Origin of the sequence: Citrobacter sp. Cpo142 (assembly GCF_030332425.1) — a bacterium.
Lineage (GTDB): Bacteria > Pseudomonadota > Gammaproteobacteria > Enterobacterales > Enterobacteriaceae > Citrobacter > Citrobacter portucalensis.
On the sequence record NZ_JAOWHW010000118.1, the window covers coordinates 25,229 to 40,172 of the forward strand.

General features: G+C 52.6%; 15 protein-coding genes. 9 read left to right on the plus strand and 6 right to left on the minus strand.

The window, feature by feature from the left end; translation table 11 throughout:
• Window positions 1-98: 98 nt before the first annotated feature.
• From OGY18_RS12765 to yoaA, 3 genes are all read right to left on the minus strand, one after another.
• Window positions 99-683 (minus strand): Slp family lipoprotein, encoded by a 585-nt coding sequence (locus OGY18_RS12765; RefSeq protein WP_149281068.1) that lies wholly within the window; start codon window positions 681-683, stop codon window positions 99-101.
• Between the two features lie 93 nt (window positions 684-776).
• The gene (tsaB, locus tag OGY18_RS12770) at window positions 777-1,472 is read right to left on the minus strand and encodes a tRNA (adenosine(37)-N6)-threonylcarbamoyltransferase complex dimerization subunit type 1 TsaB (protein WP_032949466.1); all 696 of its coding nucleotides are present in this window, start codon (window positions 1,470-1,472) and stop codon (window positions 777-779) included.
• A gap of 58 nt (window positions 1,473-1,530) precedes the next feature.
• The gene (gene yoaA / locus OGY18_RS12775) at window positions 1,531-3,441 is read right to left on the minus strand and encodes a DNA repair helicase YoaA (protein WP_003833760.1); all 1,911 of its coding nucleotides are present in this window, start codon (window positions 3,439-3,441) and stop codon (window positions 1,531-1,533) included.
• A 141-nt stretch (window positions 3,442-3,582) separates the two neighbouring features.
• Here yoaA and OGY18_RS12780 point away from each other — a divergent pair, with 141 nt between their 5' ends.
• The gene (locus OGY18_RS12780) at window positions 3,583-3,927 is read left to right on the plus strand and encodes a RidA family protein (protein ID WP_003020984.1); all 345 of its coding nucleotides are present in this window, start codon (window positions 3,583-3,585) and stop codon (window positions 3,925-3,927) included.
• A 6-nt stretch (window positions 3,928-3,933) separates the two neighbouring features.
• Here the strand turns inward: OGY18_RS12780 and OGY18_RS12785 are convergent, their stop codons facing one another.
• Window positions 3,934-4,113 carry a YoaH family protein gene (locus tag OGY18_RS12785; RefSeq protein WP_003020986.1) on the minus strand — a complete coding sequence of 60 codons (180 nt, stop codon included), beginning with the start codon at window positions 4,111-4,113 and terminating at the stop codon, window positions 3,934-3,936.
• A gap of 83 nt (window positions 4,114-4,196) precedes the next feature.
• Here OGY18_RS12785 and pabB point away from each other — a divergent pair, with 83 nt between their 5' ends.
• The 4 genes from pabB to pdeD all read left to right on the plus strand — a co-directional run bounded on the left by pabB (window position 4,197) and on the right by pdeD (window position 9,420).
• Window positions 4,197-5,558, plus strand: a complete 1,362-nt coding sequence (gene pabB / locus OGY18_RS12790) for an aminodeoxychorismate synthase component 1 (RefSeq protein WP_003833764.1) — start codon at window positions 4,197-4,199, stop codon at window positions 5,556-5,558.
• A 3-nt stretch (window positions 5,559-5,561) separates the two neighbouring features.
• On the plus strand, window positions 5,562-6,140 hold the full coding sequence (locus OGY18_RS12795; protein WP_003020991.1) for a CoA pyrophosphatase: 579 nt from the start codon (window positions 5,562-5,564) through the stop codon (window positions 6,138-6,140).
• A 183-nt stretch (window positions 6,141-6,323) separates the two neighbouring features.
• A complete protein-coding gene (sdaA, locus tag OGY18_RS12800; protein ID WP_003833765.1) occupies window positions 6,324-7,688 on the plus strand; it encodes an L-serine ammonia-lyase in 1,365 nt (454 codons plus the stop codon).
• A gap of 130 nt (window positions 7,689-7,818) precedes the next feature.
• Window positions 7,819-9,420: a cyclic di-3',5'-guanosine monophosphate phosphodiesterase PdeD gene (gene pdeD / locus OGY18_RS12805; protein ID WP_008785025.1), complete on the plus strand. Its 1,602-nt coding sequence runs from the start codon at window positions 7,819-7,821 to the stop codon at window positions 9,418-9,420.
• 6 nt (window positions 9,421-9,426) lie between these two features.
• Here the strand turns inward: pdeD and yoaE are convergent, their stop codons facing one another.
• Together yoaE and OGY18_RS27545 are read right to left on the minus strand one after the other, a co-directional pair.
• Window positions 9,427-10,986, minus strand: a complete 1,560-nt coding sequence (yoaE, locus tag OGY18_RS12810) for a CNNM family cation transport protein YoaE (RefSeq protein ID WP_008785026.1) — start codon at window positions 10,984-10,986, stop codon at window positions 9,427-9,429.
• Entirely contained in the window at window positions 10,974-11,183 is a 210-nt protein-coding gene (locus tag OGY18_RS27545) for a protein YoaL (RefSeq protein WP_008785027.1), read from the minus strand. The genes yoaE and OGY18_RS27545 overlap by 13 nt, the downstream gene beginning before the upstream one ends.
• A gap of 262 nt (window positions 11,184-11,445) precedes the next feature.
• Here OGY18_RS27545 and manX point away from each other — a divergent pair, with 262 nt between their 5' ends.
• Genes manX through OGY18_RS12830 form a run of 4 tightly spaced genes read left to right on the plus strand, consistent with a single transcriptional unit; the run spans window position 11,446 to window position 14,650 of the window.
• Window positions 11,446-12,408 carry a PTS mannose transporter subunit IIAB gene (gene manX / locus OGY18_RS12815; RefSeq protein ID WP_003833768.1) on the plus strand — a complete coding sequence of 321 codons (963 nt, stop codon included), beginning with the start codon at window positions 11,446-11,448 and terminating at the stop codon, window positions 12,406-12,408.
• A gap of 58 nt (window positions 12,409-12,466) precedes the next feature.
• Entirely contained in the window at window positions 12,467-13,267 is an 801-nt protein-coding gene (locus OGY18_RS12820) for a PTS mannose/fructose/sorbose transporter subunit IIC (protein ID WP_003021004.1), read from the plus strand.
• 12 nt (window positions 13,268-13,279) lie between these two features.
• The gene (locus tag OGY18_RS12825; RefSeq protein WP_003833769.1) at window positions 13,280-14,131 is read left to right on the plus strand and encodes a PTS mannose transporter subunit IID; all 852 of its coding nucleotides are present in this window, start codon (window positions 13,280-13,282) and stop codon (window positions 14,129-14,131) included.
• Between the two features lie 60 nt (window positions 14,132-14,191).
• Window positions 14,192-14,650: a DUF986 family protein gene (locus OGY18_RS12830; protein ID WP_003021010.1), complete on the plus strand. Its 459-nt coding sequence runs from the start codon at window positions 14,192-14,194 to the stop codon at window positions 14,648-14,650.
• The last annotated feature ends 294 nt before the right edge of the window (window positions 14,651-14,944 follow it).

Sequence of the window (14,944 nt, forward strand, 5' to 3'; positions counted from 1 at the left end):
CAAGGTTGCGAAGCACGTCACTATTTATTTTTCTTATATCCACGTTAATGCAGAAACAGCGGACGAGCCGCTGTTTCTTTTACCAATAAAACAAAGAGTTACTCTGTTACTATGGTCTGAACCTGTGCCGGGCCGGGATTGTACCAGCCCCATCCGCCGTAGCCACCGTAAGGCCAGCCACGCGCACCGTAGAACCAGGGGTCGATAGGCTGAGGCGGCATGATAATCTGCTGAGTAATATGCCAGCGTTTATAACCGGTTACCTGCATCAGCATGAATTTATACGGCGTATTACCGATTTTTCCGTCCACCGTACCGCTAATCGGACCGACGACGGTGACCAGTTGCCCGCGAAAATCCACCGGGTCGAGGAAGCCATTTACATCAGCATATATCCGCCCGCGAGAGGCTTCACCCAGCACTGGACGCGCACCACTATCGAGCGGAACGGTGGCAATTTCCAGACGGGATTTTCCCTGCTGGTTCTGAATATCCACCACTTTGCCGCCGAAACGCGCCTCCTGTCCGACATACAGCTGCGGCGCATTCATCACCCGCACCAGATCCTGCTGCGGCGTCGGGCTCGAACCTTTAATCGCATCCGGAATGGTGACGCAGCCGCTAAGCATTAACGCTAAGGCCCCCGCCAACACACCCTTTATTAACTGCTTTTGCACCGCCATATTGTGACTCCCTTTTCTTAGCTTCTGCCCGGCCTGTTCACAATGCTGTTCACTGACGACTGTAGGTCTTAGCCGGGGTTCTACTACTAAGATTCATTCTTTACCGGGAAGTTTCTTCCACGCCACGGTGTTACGTAAATAAACCGGTTCAGCGTGTTCGACCGCTACGGTCTTACCCGCAGCCAGCATTTGCGTGGCGACAGGCAGCATATCTTCAGCCGCAGGAAGCAGCACGTCACCATCGCTGAGCGTCAGACCGCTGTCTTTACCAAGCTCAGGCCAGGCCGGCCACCCCGTCCCGACAGTTACCCACTCTCCAGACAGCTGCAGTAAACGCTCATGTACCTGCTCGGGGGTTAACACCGCTTCGGTTTCTTCACCGTGCCAGTTACCGTTGTCATCACGCTGATATTCGGCCCAGTAGACTTCGCCCATTCGCGCGTCAATCGCCGCCAGTACGCGAGTCGCGCCCGACTTACGCCAGGCGCCCTGCGCCATGGTCGCCAGGGTGGAGACGCCGATCATCGGTAAGTTTGCGCCTAACGCCAGCCCCTGAGCAATGCCAATACCGATACGCACGCCGGTGAAACTGCCGGGACCGCGACCAAACGCCAGGGCGTCGATATCGGTTAACGTGAGATCGCCAGCGGCCAGGATTTCCTGAACCATCGGTAAAATTCGTTGGGTGTGTTCTCGTGGGCAAAGCTCAAAGTGAGCCTTGATAGTACCGTCATTCCACAGGGCAACAGAGCACGCCTCTGTGGCGGTATCGATAGCCAGAATTCGCATGGGTGTTTGTGATCAGATCAATAAATTTGGCGCGCATCTTACCACACTCCGTAACAAATTACTCAGCCGTTGGTATGGCAAGAAAGCGAACCGCGCGAGCAATGTCACGCGTCCGTGGAGCAGGTGGCAGACTCGCCAGGAAGGTGGCGCCGTATGGCCGCATAACCAGACGATTGTCGCAAATCACCAGCACGCCGCGATCGTCAGCATCACGTATCAGACGCCCTACCCCCTGCTTCAGGGTGATTACCGCATCCGGCAACTGGACGTCTTCAAACGGATCGCCGCCGCGCAGTCGACAATCCTCCATTCGGGCTTTTAACAGCGGGTCGTCCGGCGAGGTAAACGGCAGTTTATCGATTATCACCAGCGACAGGGTATCGCCGCGCACGTCCACGCCTTCCCAGAAGCTGCTGGTGGCAACCAGTAGCGCATTACCTGCGCTGACAAACTGCTGTAGCAGTTGTCCTTTGCTGGTTTCGCCCTGCAGCAGTACGGGAAGCGTCATAGTAGCGCGGAATTGTTCCGCCAGATCGCGCATCATCGCGTGCGAAGTGCACAGCATAAAACAGCGACCGTTGTTCGCTTCGATAATAGGTCGCAGCATGGATGCCAGCTGACGCGCAGCCCCCGGCTGGTTGGTTTGCGGGAGATTACGCGGTACGCACAGCAGCGCCTGGCGCGTGTAATCAAAAGGGCTCGGCAGCAGCATCGACTCGGCATCTTCAATACCCAGTCGTGCAGTGAAATGATGAAGGTCATCGTTTACCGACAGCGTCGCGGAAGTAAAAATCCAGCAGCCCGGCTTTTGTTCCATCACTTCTTTGAATTTATCCGCCACCGTAAGCGGCGTCAGCGCGAGGGTGAAATGGCGGGAGGTGCATTCATACCAGTAGCTGAAGCCTGGCTGGTTGATCTCTTTCAGGCGCTTCAGACGCGCACGATAAAGCGTGGCGCGCTCAAACGCGGCATCCAGCAATGCCGAACGCCCAAGAGACAGCTTCGCCACGTCATAACACAGCTCCAGCGTGTCATCGAGCAGCAAAAACGCGCGCTGTACGCGCTGGTCGGCCAGCAGTTCCCGCAGGTTTCCGCGATAGCCCGGCTCACCAAGCTGCAAGCGGAAGTCCTGAGCGCTTTGTGCAAGGCGATCGGCGCACTTTTGCAGCTGCTGAGTGTCTTTCAGCTCGGTGCGATAGGCAATGGTGATGTCTTTCGCCAGGTCTAACAGCTGGCGACTGGAGAGCGATTGACCAAAGTACTGGCTGGCGATATCCGGTAACTGATGCGCTTCATCGAAGATCATCACATCAGCTTCCGGGATCAGTTCGCCAAACCCGCTCTCTTTTACCACCATATCGGCGAGAAACAGATGATGGTTAACCACGACGACATCCGCATCCATCGCTTTTTTACGCGCTTTAACGACAAAACACTCTTTATACAGCGGGCAGTCGCTGCCCAGACAGTTGTCATTAGTGCTGGTCACCAGCGGCCAGGCCTGCGAGTCTTCCGCCACGCTGACGCAGGTGCTGATGTCCCCATCAAGGGTTTGATTTGACCAGGAGCGCAGCAGAATGACGTCGCTTAACGTTTGTACCGGCAAGTCGCCACCCGCCAGCGCCTGCTGTTCAAGACGCTCAAGGCACAGATAGTTTGAACGCCCTTTCAGCAGCGCCAGTTTACCGGTGAACTTCAGTGCTTTAGCGACGGTCGGGAGGTCGCGGCTGTATAGCTGATCCTGCAACGCCTTCGAGCCCGTGGAGACAATGACCTTCTTTCCGGCACGCAGCGCTGGGGCAAGATAAGCGTAGGTTTTACCCGTTCCGGTTCCGGCTTCTACCACCAGCGGTTGTGATTTTTCGATGGCATGACTGACGGCGATGGCCATCTGCCGCTGTGGTTCTCGCGGTTTAAAACCCGGTATCGCTTTAGCCAACTGACCGTCTGCTGCAAAATCGTCCGTCACACTGCCCCCTGTTCATTTGAACAGGGATTATGTCAGGCCAGCGGGTCTTTCGCCAGTTGAAGAGGTGACGTGGGCACAACATTATGGCAGTCTTGGCGCAACCCAAAGCTATTATGAAAAAACGTAAACGAGGAATGATTTATGACGATTGTGCGCATTGATGCCGAAGCGCGTTGGTCCGACGTGGTAATCCACAACAACACGCTGTATTACACCGGCGTGCCGGAAAATCTGGATGCAGACGCCTTTGAGCAGACGGCAAATACGCTGGCGCAAATTGACGCGGTGCTGGAAAAACAAGGCAGCAACAAGTCACGTATTCTTGATGCCACCCTGTTTTTGGCAGACAAAAACGATTTTGCCGCCATGAACAAAGCCTGGGACGCGTGGGTCGTTGCTGGCCACGCGCCGGTACGTTGTACCGTTCAGGCCGGATTGATGAACCCGAAATACAAAGTTGAGATTAAGATAATCGCTGCAGTTTAAGCGGCGTTATTCGTCTTCATCTTCAAAACGCGCCACGATCCGCTCACCGGTATGACTGGCGCGTAACTCTTCAGCAACCAGAGCAATGGCTTGTCCGCTGCTCATCCCCTGTGACATCAGCTCCTGAATACGCTCTACCGCTTTTTGCTGCTGCTCATGACTGAGTGAAGGTAAACCTGCAAACATTGTTAACTCCTGCTAAATTGTCTGCGCTAATTATTTCATGCTACCGGGCAGTTAGCCAGTAGAGTAGCAACGAGTCAGGACTGATGAAGACGTTATCTCCCGCAGTAATCACATTACCCTGGCGTCAGGACGCCGCTGAACGCTATTTTTCGACATTAAGCCATCTGCCTTGGGCGATGCTGTTGCATTCAGGTCAAGCCGACCATCCGCATAACCGCTTTGATATTCTGGTGGCTGACCCCGTCACCACGTTGGTTACACGTGCTGAAGAGACCGTAGTGCAGAACGGGCACGCAATCACGCGCTCGCTTGATGATCCAATGACGGTATTACATTCCGCGCTAGCTGCACACAAGATTCACCCCGAGTATCACCCGGATCTGCCGTTTCAGGGCGGCGCGTTAGGTCTGTTTGGCTACGACCTTGGCCGACGCTTTGAATCTCTGCCGACTATTGCTGAGCGCGATATTACGCTACCGGATATGGCCGTTGGCATTTACGACTGGGCGCTGATTGTTGACCACCAGTTGCAGACCGTATCCCTGCTCAGCCATACCGATGTCGAGGCTCGCCTGAAATGGCTCGACGCGCAACAACCGCCAACGCGTGAGCCGTTTACATTGACCTCGGCGTGGCAGTCCAATATGAGCCGCGCCCGGTACGGCGAAAAATTCCGCCAGGTACAGGGCTATCTGCACAGCGGCGATTGTTACCAGGTCAACCTCGCGCAGCGTTTTCAAGCGCATTACGAGGGAGATGAGTGGCAGGCATTCGTCAAACTCAATCACGCTAACCGCGCCCCGTTCAGCGCGTTTATTCGTCTTGAGGAAGGCGTTATCCTCAGTCTTTCGCCGGAACGTTTTATTCTGCTGGAGAATCAGCATATCCAGACGCGTCCTATTAAAGGTACGTTGCCCAGGCTTGAAGATGCCGATGCCGATCGTGAGCAGGCCCGGCGGCTGGCGAATTCGCCGAAGGATCGTGCGGAGAACCTGATGATCGTCGATTTGATGCGTAATGATATTGGCCGCGTTGCCGTACCGGGTTCGGTACAGGTTCCGGAGCTGTTTGTCGTAGAACCGTTCCCTGCCGTTCATCATTTGGTCAGCACCATTACCGCACGTCTGCCAGAGTCATTACACGCCACCGATCTGCTACGCGCAGCCTTCCCCGGCGGCTCTATTACCGGTGCGCCGAAAGTGCGGGCGATGGAAATTATTGACGAACTGGAGCCACAAAGACGTAATGCCTGGTGTGGCAGCATCGGTTATCTGAGTTTTTGCGGCAATATGGATACCAGCATCACCATTCGCACGCTGACAGCCACAAACGGGCAAATTTATTGTTCCGCTGGCGGCGGCATAGTGGCGGACAGTCAGGAAGACGCTGAATATCAGGAAACATTTGATAAAGTGAATCGTATTTTGCACCAACTGGAGAACTGAGACGTGGAATACAGCAGCCTGACGCTTGATGATTTCTTATCGCGCTTTCAACTCCTGCGCCCGCAGGTCAATCATGCCGCGTTAAACCAGCGCCAGGCCGCCGTACTGATCCCCGTCGTGCGTCGTCCACAGCCGGGGTTGTTGTTAACCCAGCGTTCCGTTCACCTACGCAAGCACGCCGGACAGGTCGCCTTCCCCGGTGGGGCGGTGGATAGCAGTGATGCCTCGTTAATTGCCGCCGCCCTTCGCGAGGCACAGGAGGAGGTGGCGATCCCACCTTCATGCGTAGAAGTGATCGGCGTTCTGCCGCCGGTCGACAGCGTGACCGGTTTCCAGGTCACCCCAGTGGTAGGCATTATCCCGCCTAATCTGCCTTATCGCGCCAGTGAAGATGAAGTTTCAGCAGTGTTCGAAATGCCGCTGGCCCAGGCCCTGCATTTAGGTCGTTACCACCCGTTGGATATTTACCGTCGTGGCGATTCACATCGCGTATGGCTTTCCTGGTATGAGCAATATTTCGTCTGGGGAATGACTGCCGGAATAATTCGTGAGCTGGCGCTGCAAATTGGCGTCAAGCCCTGACTATACTTATCTTTACGCGCGCCATAGACAACTTGAAACTCAGGTCACAACATTAGTAAAACCGCGGTTATCTATTAGTTTAATTCATGTGAATAGTTAAGCCGATCGCCGCGTTCCCTCTTACACTATGCGCAGTTATAACATCGTTACTGGAAAGCCCAGTCGCCCTGTAGGAGTATTATCGTGATTAGTCTATTCGACATGTTTAAGGTGGGGATTGGTCCCTCATCTTCCCATACCGTAGGGCCTATGAAGGCGGGTAAACAGTTCGTCGATGACCTGGTCGAAAAAGGATTACTGGACAGCGTTACTCGTGTCGCCGTCGACGTGTATGGTTCACTGTCGCTCACGGGTAAAGGTCACCACACCGATATCGCCATTATTATGGGTCTGGCAGGCAATGAGCCTGCTACCGTGGATATTGATAGCATCCCCGGATTTATCCGCGACGTAGAAACGCGTGGACGCCTGCTGCTTGCGCAGGGTCAGCACGAAGTGGATTTCCCGCAGAATGACGGGATGCGTTTTCACAACGGCAACCTGCCGCTGCATGAAAACGGAATGCAGATCCATGCGTACAATGGCGAAACCGTCATTTATAGCAAAACCTACTACTCCATCGGCGGTGGATTCATCGTTGATGAAGAACATTTTGGTCAGGATGCCGCGGGCGAGGTCAGCGTGCCTTATCCGTTCAAATCCGCGACTGAAATGCTGGAGTACTGCAACAGCACCGGCCTGTCTCTCTCTGGCATGGCGATGCAGAACGAACTTGCTCTGCACAGCAAAAAAGAGATTGAAGAGTACTTTGGCCACGTCTGGCAAACCATGCAGGCCTGTATCGATCGTGGCATGAACACCGAAGGTGTGTTGCCGGGTCCGCTGCGCGTTCCTCGTCGTGCTTCAGCTCTGCGCCGTATGCTGGTTTCCAGCGATAAGCTGTCCAACGATCCGATGAACGTGATCGACTGGGTTAACATGTTCGCGCTGGCCGTTAACGAAGAAAACGCCGCAGGCGGTCGCGTAGTGACAGCGCCAACCAACGGTGCCTGCGGTATCGTGCCTGCGGTACTGGCCTATTACGATCATTTCATCGAGTCCGTCAGCCCGGATATCTATACCCGCTATTTCCTGGCGGCCGGTGCAATTGGCGCGTTGTACAAAATGAACGCCTCAATCTCTGGTGCAGAAGTAGGTTGTCAGGGTGAAGTGGGCGTAGCCTGCTCCATGGCTGCCGCGGGTCTGGCTGAACTGTTGGGCGCGAGCCCTGAGCAGGTGTGTGTTGCTGCCGAAATCGGCATGGAACATAACCTCGGCTTAACCTGCGATCCGGTTGCCGGTCAGGTACAGGTTCCGTGCATTGAGCGTAACGCCATTGCTTCAGTGAAGGCGATCAACGCTGCGCGTATGGCAATGCGCCGTACCAGCGCGCCGCGCGTCTCGCTGGATAAAGTCATTGAGACCATGTACGAAACAGGTAAAGACATGAACGCCAAATACCGCGAAACGTCACGCGGTGGCCTGGCAATCAAAGTTCAATGTGACTAATACTTAATTTTCGCCCATCTGCGACGGATGGGCGAATTTGCCCCCTCTCCCTCGTCTACTGTAATTTTCCCCACTACACTTGCTCTGTTGCTGTTGGCTTCTGTGACCAACGGCTTATCGGGCGGCCCGCATGCAAACAGCACAACGGATCATTAAAAATTATCGCCGGAATCGCTTAATCGTCTGCACAGTATGTGCACTACTGACGCTCATCCTCACATTAACTGTCCGATTTATTTCGGAGCGTAATTTAAATCACCGAAATATCGTCACCTTTGCCAACCATGCTGTAGAAGAACTGGATGACGTGCTTTTACCCTTGCAGACCGGACGTGATGTATTGCTGCCGTTAATTGGCCTCCCCTGCTCAGTGGCGCGTTTACCCTTAAGCAAACATGCCGCAAGACTGCAAACGGTGCGTTCTATTAATCTGATTCAAAGCGGGATCCTCTATTGCTCCAGCATTTTTGGGTATCGCAATGTCCCCATTCGTCAACTACAGCCCGAATTACCCAGCCGGGAACCGCAACTGCTGCTGTCTACTGACCATTCGCTGATTAAAGGGAGTCCGATTTTGACGCAGTGGTACCCGTCCTCTGCTGATGGTGAAGATGGCGTGCTGGAAATCGTCAATATTGATTTATTGTCGTCTATGTTGCTTGAACCCCAGCCGCCGCAGATCACCGATGCCAGCTTAACCGTTGGTAATCGGCATCTACTGTATGATCAAGGTGTGGTCGATACTCTGCCTAAGCTAAATGATGAAAAACGCTACCAGCTGTCATCTCAACATTTCCCGTTTACCATTAGCGTCACCGGCCCCGGTCCCAGTGAACTGGCGATTAAACATCTGCCAACACAGCTGCCGCTGGCGGTGATCCTAAGTTTATTAGTGGGTTACCTGGCATGGCTGGCGACCGCCAGCAGAATGAGTTTTTCCTGGGAGATTAATCTGGCCCTTGCTGCTCGGGAATTCGAGCTATTTTGCCAGCCGCTGCTTAATGCGCAAACCCAGCAATGCATGGGCGTGGAGATTCTTCTACGCTGGAATAACCCACGCCAGGGTTGGATCTCTCCGGAAGTGTTTATTCCCATCGCTGAGGAGCACAACCTGATTGTGCCGCTAACCCGTCATGTCATCGCAGAAACCATTCAGCAAAGACACGTTTTCCCGATGAGCAGTCAGTTTCATATTGGGATTAATGTCGCCGCCAGCCATTTTCGTAACGGCACGCTGCTAAAAGATCTTAATCAGTACTGGTTCAGCCAGCACCCAATCCAGCAGTTGGTTATCGAACTGACCGAACGCGATGCGTTACTGGATGTGGATTATCGGGTCGTACGCGAATTAAATCGGCTTGGCGTAAAACTGGCGATTGATGATTTCGGTACCGGTAACAGCTCGCTCTCCTGGCTGGAAAAACTACGCCCGGATGTGCTGAAGATCGATAAATCATTTACTTCGGCCATAGGAACAGACGCCGTGAACTCAACCGTCACAGACATCATTATCGCTTTGGGGAAAAAATTGAATATAGAACTGGTGGCGGAAGGCGTTGAAACCCAAGCGCAGGCTCAGCATTTGCGCCGACACGGCGTACATTTGTTGCAAGGTTTTTTGTACGCAAAGCCAATGCCGCTGCGTGATTTCCCAAAATGGCTGGCGGGCAGCACGCCGCCGCCCACCCGACATAACGGGCGACACAGTATGCCCGTCATGCCGTTTCGCTAAACCCGGTTACTCGTCTTCGTCGTGAGCGGGTTGTTCTTTAACAATGCGAACTAAATCCACACGATAGTCATTCGCTTCGACAATCGTAATGCTCAGCGGTGCGACTTCGATAACATCACCTACACGTGGAATATGGCCGTTAGCCGCAATGACTAAACCTGCCACCGTGGCGATGTCTTCGTCTTCATTCACTAACGTATCCACGTCCAGCGCCTGTTGCAACGCATGCAGATCGGTACCGCCTTTGACCAACCAACCACCTGCATCAGCAATAATTTCAGGTGTTTCATCGGCATCAGGGAATTCACCGGCAATGGCTTCTAATACGTCCAGCGGCGTGACCAGACCCTGCACTACGCCAAACTCGTTAGTGACGATAACGAAGCTACCGCGGGCACGACGCAGTACGCCTAACAGATTGATCGGGTCCAGCGTCTCCGGAACAACAATAGCCGGAGAAGCAGAGGCAATCGCCGCCACATCCACACCGTCTTCCAGCGCCACCAGCAGCTCTTTAGCACGCACGATACCGATGATCTCATCCAGTTCGCCACGACACACCGGGAACAGGCTGTGAGGTGAAGAGAGCAACTGCTCGCGAATTTCCGCCACGCTCAGGTCGGCATCAACCCAGCTGATTTCACCACGTGGCGTCATAATGCCGCGTAACGAACGCGACGCCAGGGAGAGGACGCCGTTGATCATATAGCGTTCTTCTTCCACAAACGCGCCTTCCGGGACAGGAACCGGCACCGGGTTATCGGATTCCATCTGCACGCTGGCCTGACGTTTACCGCCCATCAGACGCAGGATTGCATCGGCAGTACGTGCACGCAGCGGCAGCGTCGACTGGTGGCGAATAAAATTACGACGGGCAATCTGGTTAAACAGCTCGATGATGATCGAGAAACCAATCGCCGCATACAGATAACCTTTCGGAATATGGAAGCCAAACCCTTCGGCAACCAGGCTCAGACCAATCATCAACAGGAAGCTCAGACACAGCACCACCACCGTCGGGTGTTGGTTCACAAATCGTGTCAGCGGCTTAGAGGCCAGCAGCATCACGGCCATGGCAATCACTACTGCCGCCATCATCACTGGCAGATGGTTGACCATGCCGACCGCCGTAATCACGGCATCCAGCGAGAACACCGCATCGAGGATGACAATCTGCGTTACGACAACCCAAAAGCTCGCATACCCTTTCGTCTGCCCGGTATCATGTTCACGGTTTTCCAGCCGCTCATGCAGCTCTGTCGTAGCCTTGAACAAGAGGAAGATCCCCCCCAGCAGCATAATCAGATCGCGCCCCGAGAACGCATAGTCCATTACCGTGAACAGCGGCTTTGTCAGCGTCACCATCCACGAAATCACGGACAACAAGCCCAGACGCATAATCAGTGCCAGTGACAAACCGATTAAACGCGCTTTATCACGCTGTTTCGGCGGCAGCTTATCAGCCAGGATCGCAATGAAGACCAGGTTATCAATACCCAGAACAATTTCGAGAACGACAAGCGTGAGCAAACCCACCCAAATCTGCGGGTCCATTAATAATTCCATGACAAGCTCCTGCTTAAGGAATGACCAAACTGCGCGCTGAGGATCTCAGGCGTTAAAGCGATATGCAGAGAAAATTTGTGGCAAAAAGTGCCAATCTGACAGGCTTGATACGGCCTGAAGGTGAAATGACGTCGGTGACGATCCATATGGTGGGCTACTGCCCTATACTCCTGAGTAATTAAACAGATGCTAAACATAACAGAGAGAAGCTGTTTTTAGCAAAGATTTACCTTCCTTTGCAATAAGTTGTTTCGGAGATATTTTACCCTTCGAAATTTCTTTTTATCGGAAGTTAAATTACGGATCTTCATCACATAAAATATTTTTTTCGATATCTAAAATAATTCACGAAAATCATAGGTTTTTCTTTGTAACCCTTATCTGAATCGATTCGATTGCGGACGACGATTCAAATACATCTTCACGTTGATGTGTTAACGATAATAAAGGAGGTAGCAAGTGACCATTGCTATTGTAATAGGCACACATGGTTGGGCTGCAGAGCAGTTACTTAAGACGGCAGAGATGCTGTTAGGCGAGCAGGAAAACGTCGGCTGGATCGATTTCGTTCCAGGCGAAAATGCTGAAACGCTGATCGAAAAGTACAACGCTCAGTTGGCAAAACTCGATACCAGTAAAGGCGTGCTGTTTCTCGTTGACACATGGGGAGGCAGCCCGTTTAACGCTGCGAGCCGCATTGTCGTCGATAAAGAGCATTACGAAGTAATCGCCGGTGTGAACATTCCCATGCTGGTTGAGACCTTCATGGCGCGTGATGACAACCCAAGCTTTGATGAATTAGTGGCACTGGCCGTTGAAACCGGTAGCGAAGGTGTGAAAGCGCTGAAAGCAAAACCGGTGGAAAAAGCCGCTCCTGCCCCCGTCGCGGCACCGAAAGCAGCAACCCCCGCGAAACCGATGGGACCGAACGATTATATGCAGATCGGTCTGGCGCGTATCGATGACCGTCTGATTCACGGCCAGGTTGCGACCCGTTGGACCAAAGAAACCAACGTAACGCGCATTATCGTCGTCAGTGATGAAGTTGCCGCCGATACCGTGCGTAAAACGCTGCTGACTCAGGTAGCACCTCCGGGTGTGACGGCGCATGTGGTTGATGTCGCGAAAATGATCCGCGTCTACAACAACCCGAAATATGCAGGTGAGCGTGTGATGCTGTTGTTCACCAACCCAACCGACGTAGAACGTATCGTTGAAGGTGGTGTGAAAATTACCTCCGTAAACATTGGCGGTATGGCTTTCCGTCAGGGTAAAACGCAGGTAAACAACGCAATTTCTGTCGATGACAAAGACATCGAAGCCTTCAAGAAACTCAACGAACGCGGTATTGAGCTTGAGGCCCGTAAGGTTTCTACCGATCAGAAACTGAAAATGATGGATTTGATTGCCAAGGTGAAATAATTCCCTGGCATTTACTTAGTTTTCACACTTAAGTCTGTATAGCAATAGGAGAAGTACAATGGAGATTACCACTCTTCAGATTGTGCTGGTGTTCATCGTCGCATGTATCGCGGGTATGGAGTCGGTACTCGATGAATTTCAGTTCCACCGTCCGTTGGTGGCCTGTACGCTGATTGGTGCCGTTCTCGGGGATATGAAAACCGGTATCATCATCGGTGGTACCCTGGAAATGATCGCCCTGGGCTGGATGAACATCGGTGCTGCGGTTGCACCAGATGCCGCGCTGGCCTCAATTATCTCTACCGTTCTGGTTATCGCGGGTCACCAAAGCATTGGTGCCGGTATCGCGCTGGCTATCCCACTGGCAGCAGCAGGCCAGGTACTGACCATTATCGTTCGTACTATCACCGTAGCATTCCAGCACGCAGCGGATAAGGCGGCCGAAAACGGTAACCTGACGGCGCTCTCCTGGCTGCACGTATCCTCTCTGTTCCTGCAGGCTATGCGTATCGCTATCCCGGCGGTAATCGTAGCGATTTCTGTTGGTACCAGTGAAGTTCAGAGCATGCTTAACGCCATTCCGGAAGTCGTAACCGGTGGTCTGAACATCGCAGGCGGTATGATCGTAGTGGTTGGTTATGCGATGGTCATCAATATGATGCGCGCAGGCTATCTGATGCCATTCTTCTACCTCGGCTTCGTCACCGCGGCATTTACTAACTTCAACCTGGTTGCTCTGGGTGTGATTGGCGCAGTCATGGCCATCCTCTACATTCAGCTGAGCCCGAAATATAACCGCGTAGCCGGTGCACCTGCTGCGGCGGCTGGCAATAACGATCTCGATAACGAACTGGACTAGCAGGTGAGCGAAATGGTTGATATGACTAAAACTACCACCGAGAAAAAACTCACTCCGAGTGACATTCGTGGCGTGTTCATTCGTTCTAACCTGTTTCAGGGTTCATGGAACTTCGAACGTATGCAGGCGCTGGGTTTCTGTTTCTCCATGGTACCGGCTATCCGCCGCTTGTACCCGGAAAACAACGATGCACGTAAGCAAGCGATTAAGCGTCACCTGGAATTCTTTAACACCCATCCGTACGTAGCGGCTCCAGTACTGGGCGTTACGCTGGCAATGGAAGAACAGCGTGCAAACGGCGCAGAGATTGACGATGGTGCCATCAACGGTATCAAAGTTGGTCTGATGGGTCCGCTGGCAGGCGTCGGTGACCCGATCTTCTGGGGTACCGTACGTCCGGTCTTCGCCGCACTCGGCGCAGGTATCGCGATGAGCGGCAGCCTGTTGGGGCCACTGCTGTTCTTCATCCTGTTTAACCTGGTTCGTCTGGCAACCCGTTATTACGGTGTGGCATATGGCTACCGTAAAGGTGTCGATATCGTTAAAGATATGGGCGGCGGCTTCCTGCAGAAACTGACTGAGGGGGCGTCAATCCTCGGCCTGTTTGTCATGGGAGCATTGGTTAACAAGTGGACGCACGTAAACATCCCACTGGTGGTTTCTACTATCACCGGTCAGGATGGTCAGACTCGTGTTACCACCGTGCAGACTATCCTTGACCAGCTAATGCCGGGTCTGGTTCCTCTGCTGCTGACATTCGCCTGTATGTGGCTGCTGCGTAAGAAAGTGAACCCGCTGTGGATCATCGTTGGCTTCTTCGTCATCGGTATCGCGGGCTACGCTGTCGGACTGCTCGGCCTGTAAGACTGTTGTACACCACCGGGGGCTTGCCCCCGGTTTTTCTATTTAGAGGGTTGAGGATTCATGACTATCACGGACCTGGTGCTGGTTCTATTTATCTTTTCGCTGCTGGCGTATGCCATTTACGATCAGTTCATCATGCCCCGCCGTAATGGCCCTACTCTGCTTACTGTCGCCCTGCTTCCCCGTAGCAGAGTCGACAGTGTTATCTTCCTTGGCTTGGTAGCTATTCTTATCTACAACAACATCACCAGCCACGGCGCGCAATTTACCACATGGTTATTATGTGCACTGGTATTGATGGGGTTGTATCTGTTCTGGATCCGTACGCCAAAAATCATCTTCAAGCAGAAAGGTTTTTTCTTCGCCAATGTCTGGATTGAATATAACCGCATTAAAGAGATGAATTTATCTGAAGACGGTGTATTGGTGATGCAATTAGAACATCGAAGATTGTTGATTCGCGTACGAAATATAGACGATCTTGAGAGAATATATAAACTTCTAATTTCAAATCAATAAGTTATAAATATAGCCTGAACTATGTTTTTTATATATCAGCATAAAAATAAACATAGCCAAGGCTATATTTCACTGTCCGCAATGTTATTTATTTTAACGTTTTATTTATAATTAAATCTAAATGAAAATCGTTTTCAATTAGAAGTCAAATATTATTTCTGCGTTTCTTGTTTTATATTCTCAAAATATGTTAAGGTTGCGCCCGTCGTTGGGGAGTAGCCGATTTCCAGACTCCGGAAATGTACGTGTCAACATACTCGTTGAAAAACGTGGCGCGTACGGACTGAACTTACA

Bases quoted from the DNA above. Each gene is read 5' to 3' on its own strand.
- OGY18_RS12765 (WP_149281068.1), bottom strand. From the start codon at position 683: ATGGCGGTGCAAAAGCAGTTAATAAAGGGTGTGTTGGCGGGGGCCTTA.
- tsaB (WP_032949466.1), bottom strand. From the start codon at position 1,472: ATGCGAATTCTGGCTATCGATACCGCCACAGAGGCGTGCTCTGTTGCC.
- OGY18_RS12780 (WP_003020984.1), top strand. From the start codon at position 3,583: ATGACGATTGTGCGCATTGATGCCGAAGCGCGTTGGTCCGACGTGGTA.
- OGY18_RS12785 (WP_003020986.1), bottom strand. From the start codon at position 4,113: ATGTTTGCAGGTTTACCTTCACTCAGTCATGAGCAGCAGCAAAAAGCG.
- pabB (WP_003833764.1), top strand. From the start codon at position 4,197: ATGAAGACGTTATCTCCCGCAGTAATCACATTACCCTGGCGTCAGGAC.
- pdeD (WP_008785025.1), top strand. From the start codon at position 7,819: ATGCAAACAGCACAACGGATCATTAAAAATTATCGCCGGAATCGCTTA.
- yoaE (WP_008785026.1), bottom strand. From the start codon at position 10,986: ATGGAATTATTAATGGACCCGCAGATTTGGGTGGGTTTGCTCACGCTT.
- OGY18_RS27545 (WP_008785027.1), bottom strand. From the start codon at position 11,183: ATGTTTAGCATCTGTTTAATTACTCAGGAGTATAGGGCAGTAGCCCAC.
- OGY18_RS12820 (WP_003021004.1), top strand. From the start codon at position 12,467: ATGGAGATTACCACTCTTCAGATTGTGCTGGTGTTCATCGTCGCATGT.
- OGY18_RS12825 (WP_003833769.1), top strand. From the start codon at position 13,280: ATGGTTGATATGACTAAAACTACCACCGAGAAAAAACTCACTCCGAGT.
- OGY18_RS12830 (WP_003021010.1), top strand. From the start codon at position 14,192: ATGACTATCACGGACCTGGTGCTGGTTCTATTTATCTTTTCGCTGCTG.